Source organism: Massilia sp. UBA6681, from assembly GCF_002454935.1.
Taxonomy (GTDB): Bacteria; Pseudomonadota; Gammaproteobacteria; order Burkholderiales; family Burkholderiaceae_D; genus Telluria; species Telluria varians.
Window position 1 is genome coordinate 19443 of record NZ_DKJX01000001.1, and the last position, 13158, is coordinate 32600.

The 13158-nt window shown below is 61.0% G+C and carries 10 protein-coding genes and 3 tRNA genes; 7 read left to right on the forward strand and 6 right to left on the reverse strand.

The annotated features are described in order from the left end of the window. The first annotated feature begins 117 nt into the window (after nucleotides 1-117). Entirely contained in the window at nucleotides 118-447 is a 330-nt protein-coding gene (locus B2R83_RS00070; protein WP_292037600.1) for an HNH endonuclease signature motif containing protein, read from the forward strand. Nucleotides 448-533: 86 nt separating this feature from the next. Further along, nucleotides 534-2069, forward strand: a complete 1536-nt coding sequence (locus tag B2R83_RS00075) for an amidase (protein ID WP_292037601.1) — start codon at nucleotides 534-536, stop codon at nucleotides 2067-2069. A 242-nt stretch (nucleotides 2070-2311) separates the two neighbouring features. Here the strand turns inward: B2R83_RS00075 and B2R83_RS00080 are convergent. Beyond that, nucleotides 2312-2387 (reverse strand) — tRNA-Asn (locus B2R83_RS00080). A gap of 124 nt (nucleotides 2388-2511) precedes the next feature. On the opposite strand from B2R83_RS00080, the gene purT reads away from it, so the two are divergent. Beyond that, entirely contained in the window at nucleotides 2512-3720 is a 1209-nt protein-coding gene (gene purT / locus B2R83_RS00085) for a formate-dependent phosphoribosylglycinamide formyltransferase (protein ID WP_292037602.1), read from the forward strand. A 494-nt stretch (nucleotides 3721-4214) separates the two neighbouring features. Then, a complete protein-coding gene (locus B2R83_RS00090) occupies nucleotides 4215-5711 on the forward strand; it encodes a P-loop ATPase, Sll1717 family (RefSeq protein WP_292037603.1) in 1497 nt (498 codons plus the stop codon). Nucleotides 5712-6849: 1138 nt separating this feature from the next. On the opposite strand, the gene B2R83_RS00095 is transcribed toward B2R83_RS00090, so the two are convergent. The 4 genes from B2R83_RS00095 to B2R83_RS00110 form a co-directional block, all read right to left on the reverse strand. Further along, nucleotides 6850-6925, reverse strand: a tRNA-Asn gene (locus tag B2R83_RS00095). 68 nt (nucleotides 6926-6993) lie between these two features. Continuing rightward, on the reverse strand, nucleotides 6994-7752 hold the full coding sequence (locus tag B2R83_RS00100) for an alpha/beta fold hydrolase (RefSeq protein WP_027867124.1): 759 nt from the start codon (nucleotides 7750-7752) through the stop codon (nucleotides 6994-6996). A 127-nt stretch (nucleotides 7753-7879) separates the two neighbouring features. Continuing rightward, a tRNA-Asn gene (locus tag B2R83_RS00105) sits at nucleotides 7880-7955 on the reverse strand. 115 nt (nucleotides 7956-8070) lie between these two features. Further along, on the reverse strand, nucleotides 8071-9282 hold the full coding sequence (locus tag B2R83_RS00110) for an aromatic amino acid transaminase (RefSeq protein ID WP_292037605.1): 1212 nt from the start codon (nucleotides 9280-9282) through the stop codon (nucleotides 8071-8073). A 104-nt stretch (nucleotides 9283-9386) separates the two neighbouring features. Between B2R83_RS00110 and uvrB the strand changes: the two genes are divergently transcribed. From uvrB to B2R83_RS00125, 3 genes are all read left to right on the forward strand, one after another. Beyond that, nucleotides 9387-11483: an excinuclease ABC subunit UvrB gene (uvrB, locus tag B2R83_RS00115; RefSeq protein WP_036212401.1), complete on the forward strand. Its 2097-nt coding sequence runs from the start codon at nucleotides 9387-9389 to the stop codon at nucleotides 11481-11483. 125 nt (nucleotides 11484-11608) lie between these two features. Further along, nucleotides 11609-11917, forward strand: a complete 309-nt coding sequence (locus B2R83_RS00120) for a hypothetical protein (RefSeq protein WP_292037608.1) — start codon at nucleotides 11609-11611, stop codon at nucleotides 11915-11917. A gap of 1 nt (nucleotide 11918) precedes the next feature. Continuing rightward, nucleotides 11919-12650 (forward strand): hypothetical protein, encoded by a 732-nt coding sequence (locus tag B2R83_RS00125; protein WP_292037609.1) that lies wholly within the window; start codon nucleotides 11919-11921, stop codon nucleotides 12648-12650. Here B2R83_RS00125 and B2R83_RS00130 read toward each other — a convergent pair. Further along, complete coding sequence (locus B2R83_RS00130) at nucleotides 12647-13111, reverse strand: RES family NAD+ phosphorylase (protein WP_292037610.1); 465 nt, start codon at nucleotides 13109-13111, stop codon at nucleotides 12647-12649. The genes B2R83_RS00125 and B2R83_RS00130 overlap by 4 nt on opposite strands. Nucleotides 13112-13158 lie beyond the last annotated feature (47 nt).

Sequence of the window (13158 nt, forward strand, 5' to 3'; positions counted from 1 at the left end):
GACACGATCTTGCAAAAAGGTAAGCATTGATTCTACTATATTTTACAAATACGGCGCACGATTGACGGATTTGAGTGGCATCTTGCAAGTGGGCGCTAGCGCCGCCATCTATGCGGCATGCCTAAACGCCGGCCAGAACCGATCGAAGCAGCTCCAGTCGCCGATGCGCACTGCCCCCTGTGCGGCCGCGTGCTCGGTACGGTGAACATCGACCGCCATCACCTGATCCCCAAGACCTTCAAGGGCAAGGATCAGTTCCCCATCCATAAAATCTGCCACCGCAAGATCCATTCGGCCTTCACGGAACGCGAACTGCTGCAGACCTATCACACCTGGGAAGCGCTGCGCGGACACGAAGACATCCGCGCCTTCGTCGACTGGGTGGCAAAGAAGCCGCCGGATTTCTACACACGCACCTATACCTCGAACAAGAAGAAATTTCGTTGAATCCGATGCGACGCAAGCGCACTTTCGCTTGACAAACGCGGGCACAGCGGATTTGATGCGATGCAAGTCCAACAACCGGCTTGCCCATGGATTTCGACGACTATTCCCGCCATGACGCCACCTCCCTCGCCGCCCTCGTCGCGGGAGGCGAGGTGACGCCGCACCAGCTGCTCGAGCTGGCGCTGGCGCGCCACAACCAGGTCCATGGCCGCGTCAACGCGGTGGTGCGGCTGATGGAGAACGAAGCACGCCGCCAGCTGCAAGGTCCGCTGCGCGGCCCCTTCGCCGGCGTGCCCTTCCTGCTCAAGGATACGCTGCAGGACTATGCCGGCCTGCCCACCACCAACGCCAGCCGCACGACACGTGCGTATGTGCCCGGGGAGCACGCCGCCGTGGTGCGGCGCTATCTTGACGCCGGCCTGGTCGTCTTCGGCAAGACCAATCTGCCCGAGTTCGCCCTGAAGGGCGTGACCGATCCGGAACTGTTCGGCCGGACCAGCAACCCGTGGAACCTGGCGCACACGCCGGGCGGCTCGAGCGGCGGCACGGCGGCGGCCGTGGCCAGCGGCATCGTGCCGATGGCGGCCGGGAACGACGGCGGCGGCTCGATTCGCATCCCGGCCGCCTGCTGCGGCCTGTTCGGGCTGCGGCCTTCGCGCGGGCGCGTCTCCGCCGGCCCCGGCGTGGGCGAAGTCTGGTTCGGCGCATCGAGCGAAGGCGTGCTCTCGCGCAGCGTGCGCGATTCCGCGCTGGCGCTCGACGTGCTGCAGGGCGCCGAGCCGGGCGACCCGTTCATCGTCGCGCCTCCGTCCGCGCCCTACGCGGAACTGATGCGGCGTGACCCGGGCCGGCTGCGCATCGGCTTCACCAGCGCCTCGCCGATCGGCACCGAGGTGCATCCCGAAGCGGTGGCGGCGGTGAACCATGCGGCCACGCTGCTGCGCGGCCTGGGGCACGACGTGGAGGAGGCGGCGCCGGAGATCGACGGCGCGGCCCTGGCGACCAGTTACCTGCACATCTATTTCGGGCAGGTGCCTTCCTTGGTGGCGCGCATGCGCTCGCTCGGCGCAAGCGGCGGCGAGCCGGAGCTGATGACGCGCCTCCTGGTGACGCTCGGCGGCGCGCTCAAGGCGCCGGCGCTGGCGACGCAGCTGGCACAGTGGAACACCTTTGCGCGGGCATTGGGACGCTTCCACCAGCGCTACGACCTGCTGCTCACGCCGACGCTGGCGCATCCGCCCGTCAAGCACGGCACCGGCGACTTGCCTGCGGCGCGGCAGGCGCTGCTGGGCTTCCTGCAGCGCACCGGCATGCTCGGCCTGCTGGCGCGGCTTGGGCTGCTGGACAGCACCGTCGAACAGATCGCGCGCGACAACCTGCGCTACGTGCCCTTCACCCAGCTGTCGAACCTCACGGGGACGCCGTCGATGTCGGTGCCCTTGCATTGGACGGGCGATGGCTTGCCGCTGGGGGTGCAATTCGTGGCGCCGTTCGGGAGGGAGGACGTGCTGCTGCAGCTGGCGCATCAGCTGGAGGGGGCGCAGCCGTGGTTCGATCGGTTGCCGGCGATGACGCGGAACGAAACGAAGGCACGCGGCGCCACCAAAGTTACAGTTCCCTGATTCATCCACAAGCTTCATCAACGTCGTCCCGGCGAAGGCCGGGACCCAATTCCGTTGCCTACCGAGATCGCTTCGCGGATGCGGAGCGACATGCGAAAGAACTTGGATTTCGGCCTGAGCCGGAAGTCGTAGGCGCCAGTGGCGCGTACGACGAGCAAATAACGCGACGACTCATCGGATAGCACCGCATTCGAACTGCCAAAAACAAAAAGGGCTGCACTTGCGTGCAGCCCTTCGTATTCTGGCTCCCCGACCTGGACTCGAACCAGGGACCTGCGGATTAACAGTCCGTCGCTCTACCGACTGAGCTATCAGGGAAAGGAGGCCGCATTATAGCGGTCCGTTTCCGGTTTGCCTAGTGCTGCGCATAAACAGTTTGGCCGCCAGCAGCCGCGGGGCCGCTTTGTTATAGTCGTCGCACTTTTCACAACCGCGATTTCCAATGACTTCCCCACGCCTCTTCGGTACTCCGCTCTCCCCTTCCGCCACCAAGGTCATGCTGCTCGGCTCCGGTGAACTCGGCAAGGAAACCATCATCGCCCTGCAGCGCCTGGGCGTGGAGACCATCGCCGTCGACCGCTACCCGAACGCCCCGGGCCACCAGGTCGCCCACCGCGCCCACGTGATCGACATGACGGACGGCGCCGCCCTGTCCGCCCTGATCGCGCTGGAAAAGCCCGACCTGGTGGTGCCGGAGATCGAAGCCATCGCCACCGAGACCTTGCTGGCCCTCGAAGAAGCCGGCAAGATCACCTGCATCCCGACCGCACGCGCCGCGATGCTGACCATGAACCGCGAAGGCATCCGTCGCCTGGCCGCCGAGGAACTCGGCCTGCCGACCTCGCCCTACCGCTTCGCCAGCAGCCTGGAAGAACTGGAACAGGCCTGCGCCGCGGTCGGCTTCCCCTGCGTGGTCAAGCCGGTGATGTCCTCGTCCGGCAAGGGCCAGTCGAAGCTCGACAGCGCTGCGGACGTCGTAAAAGCCTGGGAAGTCGCCGCCAGCGGCGGGCGCGTCGATGCCGGCCGCGTGATCGCGGAAGGCTTCATCGACTTCGACTACGAGATCACCCTGCTCACCGTGCGCTCGATCGGCAGCGACGGGCAGGTCGAGACCAGCTTCTGCGAGCCGATCGGCCACAAGCAGGTGCAGGGCGACTATGTCGAATCCTGGCAGCCGCAGCCGATGAACCCTGCCGCACTCGAACGCGCGCGCGACATCGCGGCCAAGGTGACGGCCGACCTGGGCGGCTGCGGCGTGTTCGGCGTCGAGCTGTTCGTCAAGGGCGACATGGTGTGGTTCTCGGAAGTGAGCCCGCGCCCGCACGACACCGGCATGGTGACCATGGCCAGCCAGGTGCAGAGCGAGTTCGAATTGCACGCCAAGGCGGTGCTGGGCCTGCCGACCGATGCGTCGCTGCGCGCGCCGGGGGCCTCCGCCGTGATCTACGGCCAGCATGAGGCGGCGGGGATTGCCTTCGAAGGCGTGGCCGATGCCCTGCGCGTGCCGGGCGTGGACCTGCGCCTGTTCGGCAAGCCGGAGTCGTTCGAACGGCGCCGCATGGGCGTCGCGCTGGCGACGGCGGATAATGTCGAGACCGCGCGCCAGCGGGCGCTGGAGGCCGCGGCGCGGGTGAAGCCGGTGCTTCGCTAAGTCTAACTGACTAAATTTAGTCGATTCTAAAAGTGCCCTGATGGCTGTTTGCCGTCGTGAACTAAAGCTAACCGTCGTTGCTCGCTCGGATAAGGGCAACCAGCTCAGCATTCACAACTGGCGCGGCCATATGATCTCTTACAGTACATGAGCCAGCACGAAAAATGCAGCGGCAACGCTACTGCAGGAAACTTTTCCAGCTGGTGAAACAGAAGTACAGTCGGTGTCGGTTTACACTACTTGGAAGGAGCAAGAGAGCACGCCTTCGACTTCATCAGGTGGCTCTACACTCCTGAGGTGCCAGCAAACCTGCGTAAGGGCTTGTCGCCAATCAAGTGCCAATCGCAGTATTTCAACGACTAGGTGGTCGAAGGCAGCCTCGACAATTCGGCGTAATTTTCGTGTCGCAATATGCGTAATGAGTTGCCATCTACATATGCGCTAATACAAAATACATTGACACCGATGAGGCAACACATGTTGCATAAGAAACCATGAATAACAACATTCTTAGTTCCCTGACGCCCGAGCAAATACAGAAAATTCGTAATCGTTGGTCGAACGATAGTGCATGGGTAGGATTTCCTGACGCGGAACGTGACACGGCTCAGGAGAGATGGTTTGACAATTTACTTGTCCAACCAGTCTGGTTCTCCAACGCAACATCCAACGATGTAACTGTCGTTGTCGCGCGCAAAGGTGCCGGCAAATCAGCTGCGAGGCTGACGAGTATGGAATTACGTAAGCGGAGTGCGGATACTCTTATTGTTGAGGCCTCTGCAGATGAACTTGCGTCACTGCATGCAGAGCGCCTTTCAAAAGCAACTCAGCGGGGTTACGGAGCAGTTTCAGATTGGATGCAGATTTATGCAGATATGATATGCCGCAGACTTGCCCAAGAAATGAGCGGGCAACTGATTACAAACGATGATGAGATTGCAATTCGCGCATGGGCGAAAACGAAAGGAATTACAGAGCGAGACTTTGGCGAGCGCATTGTAGACGTATTAAAAACACTCGTCCCTTGGGCAAAGAGCGTAACCGCCGAAAATGCTGACCAAGAAAAAGGTAGTGAAGAAAGGATAGCTAGAATAGCAAACGCTACAAAATTCGCGCTATATGTTGACGACTTTGACAACCTACAAGAGGAAGGGGGCGCCACTAGCATTCGATTAATCCGCGATGCCATTGAAGCCGCTGACAGAATTACTCACCAAAACAAAAATGCTGAAGTTCACCTATTTATGCGGCAAGATTTGTGGCTAATGATCAATCCCGGATGGCATTATTCTGACAAAGTTAGCGGTATCGTCCCGCTAAATTGGGACGTAGGCGATTTGAGAAAATGGACGAGTCACCGACTTCGGCGTGCTATCGGGCTTGCACTAGGAATTTCTCCTGAGAAAATCCGAGTACCGTTTGATGACATGTGGCATGTATTTTTTTCGCCAGAGGTGACTCTGAAAGACAGATCAACGAGCGATTCTTTTAGTTATTTCGTTCGTCGGTCAATGTATACGCCACGTAGTCTTCGCGCTATGATTAAAAGCGCGCTAGATGCCGCAGACCGTCTTCCAGTCTCAGATTTATCGATCCAAGATTCGGAGTGGAGTTACTCAACCGGCCAACTTGAGTTTTTGAAAACAGAGTTCGGATCACTTTGCAATGGACTAGACATCTGCTTACAGTCGTTCACTGGAAAGCCTCTCGAATGGCTAGCCTCAGATTTGTATAAACATCTCAGGGGACTTATTGGGAACGGTCAAGTGAGGCTTCAAGATCGAGTTTCACATGGGGAGCCGCATATCGCCCTTGCGCGATTCCTTTACCGAATTGGTTTTCTAGAGGTACGCTATCCTGAAAATGGTCGTTACGAAGTTCGTGACGTGATGCGCTATCCCGATCATTGGAAGAGCGTTAGAACAGATGACGCGGTCCGCTGGGCAGTTCGAAGTGCTTTCTTTAATGGCCTAAAGTCTCATCGTGGATGAGCGCCCGCCACTCGGAGTTGCGCATAAATTAAACGTGTGCAGGCGTCAAATAGGCATCAGCTGGGCTCAACGACCGAAGTGCGGCCTGCACTTCGGTTCGCCAACGCTGCTTAGGCTCTCAATATAATTAGCGTCGTGTCACTATAAAATAGGCTGATATCGCGGTAGACGCGGACAAAGGACGTTGGAGTAGAAGCTGGCATCGCTTAAAGCAACCCCTGCGGCGATAGCGAAGCATTCGCGGTTTATGTCATCGCGCCCTCGAACACTCATCCCAGTTGGCGTTAGTGCGAACAACGCCACTAACATTCTTCGCGCAAATTGCTTCGCGTACATCTAGCACATCCGCTTATTGCTGCCAGAACACTACTTGCCAGGACGGCAACAATCCGTTAGTGAACTACAAATCATCCCGTTGCCGCTCTCTAGCGCAAAAATCGGGAGAGGGGCGGCCAACATGGCCGGCCCCTCCCACACCACCCGGCATGCGGGTCCGCACCGGGCGGTTGGAACGGTTGAGGTCATGGTGCCATACCCGGCGCACAATGCTTGCTCTCATCTTTGTTCAACCCGGTCAATCGGGTTCTTCGCTGTCGGAGGAAGCGTCGGCTTCACCTTGGCCTCCAGTTAACGAGCCCCGTTACCGGGCATCTGAAGCATTCCCAATCGAATGGTCGAGCAGATTCCAGCTCCCATTCCTTCGGTCCTTCAGCACCAGTCTTTAGCCTCGCCGGCCATACCAGCACCTACTACGACCTCTGCTGACTTCTCGCTCCGGCTTGCGCGTTCCGGTTGCCATTGGCAACCGTCACCCCTTTCAGGCACAAGGCGAGATCTCCTCAGGTAAGAACGCACTCCTTCCCTGCACAACCGCCGGATTTACGCCACCTCGCTTTGACCACAAGAGCTTCGCGGAATGTTGCCCGCTCGCCCTGCTCGGCACCGCCTTCTATCCGGTTCTTGTCCATCGGCTCGCAGTTTCGATCCACACTTCCTCCCCACGCTCGGTCACCCTCACGCAGTTGTGCTTCACTTCGCTCACTGTGGTCAGCTCACGGCGGGACTTTCACCCACAAGAGTGCGCTCATGCTGAGCGCACAACAAAAAGGGCTGCACTTGCGTGCAGCCCTTCGTATTCTGGCTCCCCGACCTGGACTCGAACCAGGGACCTGCGGATTAACAGTCCGTCGCTCTACCGACTGAGCTATCAGGGATTAGAGGCCGTATTATAGCAGCGCTTTTCGATTTCGCGAAGTGTCGCGCTATCGAAAGGCAATATTTCCTAGCACTGCGTCCGGCGGATCAGCTTCGACAAGGCCTCCAGCACCAGCTGCGGCTCCGACATCTGCGGGAAATGCGCACTGCCCTTCGCGATCACGCGCTCGCCCAACGGCGACAGGCGCACCAGCGCTTCCTGGTTGCGCTCGCGCTCGCGTTGCGCCGCGCCGGACACCATCAGGCGCGGCAGCCGCTTGCCGCCCGACAGCACGGTGATGGGAATCGGCGGAAACTCCGGCGCCTCCGCAATCTCGGCCACCGTCTCGGCTTCGTTGCTCACCTCGTCATTCGGATCCTGCGGCGAAAAACGGTCCAGCAGCCCCGTGACCGCACGCTGCAGCGCCGACCGGTAGCGCTTCATGTTGAGGACGTCGTCGGGCGCGGTCGCCTCAAGGAACAGCACGCCGCAGGTTTCTTCGGGATAGACGCGCGCAAACAGGTTCGCGTGCAGGCCGCCGAAGGAATGCGCCACCAGCAGGAACGGCGGCCTGGCCTCGATCTCGCGCAAGAGCGCGCGCAGCTGCAGGATGACCGTGGTGCCCATTTGCGCCTCGCGCGGGCGCGCGCTGCCGCCGACGCCGGGGCGGTCGTAGGTGATGACCGTGCCCAGTTGTTCGATCTCGGGAAACAGCTTGAACCAGGTTTCGAGCGCGCTGCCGGCGCCGCCGAGCATGACGATGGTCGGGCTGCCCTGCCCCGATTGCGAAAAACGCAGCACCTGTCCCGCGACCGCGATCCGTTTGTTCGATGGTAGATGCTTCACTTGCTTGATCCTGATGAGTTGACGTTGCCAGCTTACCCATTCCACATGTAAATACGCAACTACCAAAACGCATTCACACGTAAAAACAAAAAAGCCACATCGTGCGATGTGGCTTTTCTGGAAATTCTGGCTCCCCGACCTGGACTCGAACCAGGGACCTGCGGATTAACAGTCCGTCGCTCTACCGACTGAGCTATCAGGGAATTGATGACAGCATTATATGTTTGCGGTGACAGCGTGTCAAATTCGACGCGTGTCGCGCAGCCACTTTTGCTGCTCTTCGGAATCAACTCTCGTCAGTTCCGAAGAGCCGCGATTTTAAAGAACTTTGGCCACGGCGTCAACGACGCGGTCGAGGTTGGTCGAGTTCAGGGCGGCGACGCAGATACGGCCGGTGTCGACCGCGTAGATCGACCCTTCGCGCAGCTTGCCGACCTGTTCTTTCGTCAGGCCCGAGTACGAGAACATGCCGACCTGCTCGCGCACGAATTCGAAGTCGTGGCCCGGGGCTTTTTCCTTGAGCTTCTCAACCATGAGGTTGCGCATCTCGCGGATGCGCACGCGCATGCCGGCCAGCTCCTCTTCCCACAGCTGGCGCAGTTCCGGGGTCGACAGCACCATCGCGACCACCTTGGCGGTATGCGTCGGCGGGTTCGAGTAGTTGGTGCGGATCACGCGCTTCAGTTGCGACAGCACGCGCGCCGACTCTTCCGCACTGGTGGCCACGATCGACAGCGCGCCGGCGCGCTCGCCGTACAGCGAGAAGGATTTCGAGAACGAGTTCGACACCAGCAGCGGGATGCCGGTCTCGGCGAAGCGGCGCACCACGGCGCCGTCTTCGGCGATGCCGGCGCCGAAGCCCTGGTAAGCCATGTCGAGGAAAGGCACCAGGCCGTTATCGACCACGGCCGCGATCACCTGGCTCCACTGATCCTGGCTCAGGTCGGCGCCGGTCGGGTTGTGGCAGCAGGCGTGCAGCACCACGATCGAGCCGCGCGGCATCGCCTTCAGGGAGGCCAGCATGCCCTCGAAATTCACGCCGTGGGTGGCCGGGTCGTAATAGGTGTAGTTGTTGACGGCGAAGCCGGCGCTCTCGAACAGCGCGCGGTGGTTTTCCCAGCTCGGGTCGCTGATGTAGACGTCCGATTCAGGGGCAAAGCGCTTGAGGAAGTCGGCGCCCAGCTTGAGTGCGCCGGTGCCGCCCAGGGCCTGCACGGTGATCGCACGCTTCTCTTGAATTACGGCGCTGTCGGCCCCAAATACCAGCTCTTGCACGGCCTTGTCGTAACTTGCCAGCCCTTCGATCGGCAGGTAGGTACGCGGCGCCGGCTGTTCCATCAGCTTCGCTTCCGCCTTTTGCACGCACTGCAGCAAAGGAACCTTGCCGTTGTCGTCGTAGTAGACGCCCACCCCCAGGTTGATCTTGGCCGGGTTGGTGTCGGCGTTGAATGCTTCGGTGATGCCCAGGATCGGGTCGCGTGGCGCCATTTCGATGGCGCCGAAGAGGCTGGCGGAGGCTGTGGAAGTCATCGTGATAAACTGAGTTGTCGGTGGGTTCGCAGCGGTTGTATAGACATAGACGTCAGTGCTGCACTGCGTCATGTGGACTCCCATTCTAGCAAAGGTCTGAAAGTATGGCAGATTTATCCATCGCAAATGCCCCGGAACCGACCGTCATCACCTACCCCGGATCGCCCTTCAAACTGCACCAGCCCTTCCCGCCGGCCGGCGACCAGCCGACCGCGATTGCCGGACTGATCGAAGGCATCAATGACGGCCTGATGTACCAGACCCTGCTCGGGGTGACCGGTTCCGGCAAAACCTACACGATGGCGAACGTGATCGCGCAGGCGGGGCGTCCGGCCATCGTCTTCGCGCCCAACAAGACGCTGGCGGCCCAGCTGTATGCGGAGTTCCGCGAATTCTTCCCGCAGAACGCGGTCGAGTATTTCGTGTCCTACTACGACTACTACCAGCCGGAAGCCTATGTGCCGCAACGCGACCTGTTCATCGAAAAGGACTCGTCGATCAACGAGCACATCGAGCAGATGCGCCTGTCGTGCACCAAGTCGCTGATGGAGCGGCGCGACGTCGTCATCGTGGCCACCGTGTCGGCCATCTACGGTATCGGTAACCCGAACGAATACCACAAGATGATCCTCACGCTGCGCCACAAGGACAAGGTGGCGCAGCGCGACATCATCGCGCGCCTGATCCAGATGCAGTACACCCGCAACGAGATGGACTTCTCGCGCGGCTCCTTCCGCGTGCGCGGCGACACCATCGACATCTTCCCGGCGGAACACGCCGAGCTGGCGATCCGCGTCGAGATGTTCGACGACGAGATCGAATCGCTGCAGCTGTTCGACCCGCTCACGGGACGCGTGCGCCAGAAGATCCCGCGCTTTACCGTGTACCCGGGCTCGCACTACGTCACGCCGCGTTCGACCGTGCTGCGCGCGGTGGAATCGATCAAGGCCGAGCTGCGCGACCGTCTGGAATACTTCCGCAACGAGAACAAGCTGATCGAGGAACAACGCCTCGAGCAGCGCACCCGTTTCGACCTCGAGATGCTGGCCGAGATCGGTTTTACGAAAGGCATCGAGAACTACTCGCGCCACCTGTCCGGCTCGATGCCGGGCGAACCGCCGCCGACCCTGATCGACTACCTGCCCAAGGACGCGCTGATGTTCATGGACGAGTCGCACGTGATGGTTGGCCAGCTCAACGCGATGTACAACGGCGACCGTTCGCGTAAAGTGAACCTGGTCGACTACGGCTTCCGCCTGCCTTCGGCGCTGGACAACCGGCCGCTGAAGTTCCAGGAGTTCGAGAACAAGATGCGCCAGACCATCTTCGTCTCGGCCACGCCGGCCGAGTACGAAAAGGGCAAGGCCGACAACGTGGTCGAGCAGGTGGTGCGCCCGACCGGCCTGGTCGACCCGAAGGTCATTGTCAAGCCAGCGCGCTCGCAGGTCGAAGACCTGATGAGCGAAATCACCGACCGCATCGCCAAGGACGAGCGCGTGCTGGTGACCACGCTGACCAAGCGCATGGCCGAGCAGCTCACCGAATACCTGAGCGACCACGGCATCAAGGTGCGCTACCTGCACAGCGACATCGAGACGGTGGAGCGCGTGGAGATCCTGCGCGACCTGCGCCTGGGCACTTTCGATGTGGTGGTCGGCATCAACCTGCTGCGCGAGGGCCTGGACTTGCCGGAAGTGTCGCTGGTGGCGGTGCTGGACGCGGACAAGGAAGGCTTCCTGCGTTCCGAACGCAGCTTGATCCAGACCATCGGCCGCGCGGCGCGTAACCTGAACGGCGTGGCGATTCTCTATGCGGATCAGATGACCGATTCGATGAAGAAGGCCATCGACGAGACCGAGCGCCGCCGCGCCAAGCAGATCGCCTTCAACGAGGCGCACGGCATCGTGCCGAAGGGCGTGAACAAGAAGATCAAGGACATGATCGACGGCGTCTACAGCAACGCGGCGCAGAAGGCCATGGGCGAAGGCATGGTCGACGAAGAGGCGACGGCCAAGGTCGAGGCCATGAGCGAGAAGCAGATCAGCAAGGAGATCAAGCGTCTCGAGAAGCTCATGGTGGACCACGCCAAGAACCTTGAGTTCGAAAAAGCGGCGCAGGTGCGCGACCAGCTGCATGTGCTCAAGCAGCAGGCCTTCGGGGCGCCGGGGGCGGACAACGTCGTGTCGATGCTGGGCAAGTAAGCCTGCACCATACCCAAGACCGTTCCCGGCTTACCTCGGGAACGGTTTTTTTTCGCCTCAGGTTTTTTCTGTTGCGGTGGAATTTCGTGCATTTTCATCAAGGCCGGCTGTGTAGACTGCTGTCCATGACGCCTCATACCAAACTCAAAGTCGCCAACGCTCTCATGCTGCTGGGAGCCGTGCTGGTCCCGATCAGCTTTTACCGCTTCCTCGCCATGGTGTCTCCCGCTCCTTATCGCATGAGCTCGCTGGGAGAAGGATTGCTGAACCTGGGAGGCCTGGTCGCCTTCGCGCTCGTTGTCGGCATGGCCGGCTTTGTCTGGTCCCTGCGCGTGGAAAAGCGCCATCCCTCGGTGCAGGTCGGCGGGACATTTGCGATCCGCATCCTCGTCTTCATCGTCGTCTTCATCCCGATCGTTGTGGGCAGCTTCTGACATGAAACTGAAACCGCAATATGCATTGGCGGCGGCATGCCTGGCTGCGCTGGCCCTGCCTGCAACGGCCGCCGCCTCGTCCACCCAGGTCTTCATCGACAACGGCGAATTGAACTACGTGGGCAGCCTCACGGCCGAGGCCAACCAGCGCGCCTTCGCGTTATTCAGCAAGGCGCAGCCCAGGCCGGCGATCCTGTCGATCCGCAGCAAGGGCGGGGTTACCGGCGCCGGCATCGAACTGGGCCGCTGGGTGCATGCCCAGGGCCTGACGGTCAAGGTGATGGAATATTGCTTTTCCTCGTGTGCGAACTACGTCTTCCCGGCGGCGCCGCGCAAGATCGTGAGCAACTTTGCCGTCGTCGGCTACCACGGCGGCCTCAGTAGCATGTCGTTCCAGCTCGATGGCGAACAGGAAGCCATGCTGAAGACACTGCCCGCCGGGCAGCGCGAGGCGCTGCGCGCCAAGCTGGAACAGGCCGTGCGGGAGGCGGCCGCACCGCAAGCCGCGGAAGAAGCCCGTTATTTTGCCCTCATCGGGGTAGAGCAACGCATCACGACGCTGGGCCAGTCGCCTGCGCATGCGCAGGCCGAGACCGAACAATCGGTCGGGTGGACTTATTCGATCGCGGACTTCGCCAAGCTCGGCGTGCGCGACATCCGGGTCGTCAATCCGCCGTGGAAGCCGGCATTCGTCAACAGCGACAAGACAGTCATTACCATCGGGGTGGATTAGTCCGGCCGATTGAACATCCTGGGGTCGAAGCTGAATGACCTGGCGATCGACAGCTTCACGTCCGCGTAGGCCGGATGCTCCGGGTTGATGACCAGGTTGACGCCCTCCCCCACGATTACCGACGGCACCCGCATGTAGAGGTGGAGGCATTTCTGCAGGAAGGCGGTGCCGAATTGCGTTGCGCTGCCGCCGTCGTCGAGGTCGTCCCAGCCTTCCGGCAGCTCCTCGCGCGACACGTCGATGCCCAGCTCGGGATCGTCCGGCAAGTCCACCGTCACCAGCACCAGGCCGGGTTCGTTGCCATCAAGGTGGACGAATTTTTCCAGCACCGCCATCTCCGCCGTCATGGCGGTGTACAGCGCGGCGCAGCCTTCTTCGTGCCAGTGTCCGCCGCTCTTGCGCGCGCCTTCGCAGCTGCGGTCTAGCGCCACGTCTTCTTCCGCGATTCTCCAGGTTCGCATGCGAGCTTGTCCCCGCATTGTCCCGGAACCAGCATACACCGGCCTGG

Excerpts from the sequence above, each read along its gene's own strand:
- purT (WP_292037602.1), top strand. The coding sequence starts at position 2,512 with ATGACTTCCCCACGCCTCTTCGGTACTCCGCTCTCCCCTTCCGCCACC.
- uvrB (WP_036212401.1), top strand. The coding sequence starts at position 9,387 with ATGGCAGATTTATCCATCGCAAATGCCCCGGAACCGACCGTCATCACC.
- B2R83_RS00125 (WP_292037609.1), top strand. The coding sequence starts at position 11,919 with ATGAAACTGAAACCGCAATATGCATTGGCGGCGGCATGCCTGGCTGCG.
- B2R83_RS00075 (WP_292037601.1), top strand. The coding sequence starts at position 534 with ATGGATTTCGACGACTATTCCCGCCATGACGCCACCTCCCTCGCCGCC.
- B2R83_RS00130 (WP_292037610.1), bottom strand. The coding sequence starts at position 13,111 with ATGCGAACCTGGAGAATCGCGGAAGAAGACGTGGCGCTAGACCGCAGC.
- B2R83_RS00120 (WP_292037608.1), top strand. The coding sequence starts at position 11,609 with ATGACGCCTCATACCAAACTCAAAGTCGCCAACGCTCTCATGCTGCTG.
- B2R83_RS00110 (WP_292037605.1), bottom strand. The coding sequence starts at position 9,282 with ATGACTTCCACAGCCTCCGCCAGCCTCTTCGGCGCCATCGAAATGGCG.
- B2R83_RS00070 (WP_292037600.1), top strand. The coding sequence starts at position 118 with ATGCCTAAACGCCGGCCAGAACCGATCGAAGCAGCTCCAGTCGCCGAT.
- B2R83_RS00090 (WP_292037603.1), top strand. The coding sequence starts at position 4,215 with ATGAATAACAACATTCTTAGTTCCCTGACGCCCGAGCAAATACAGAAA.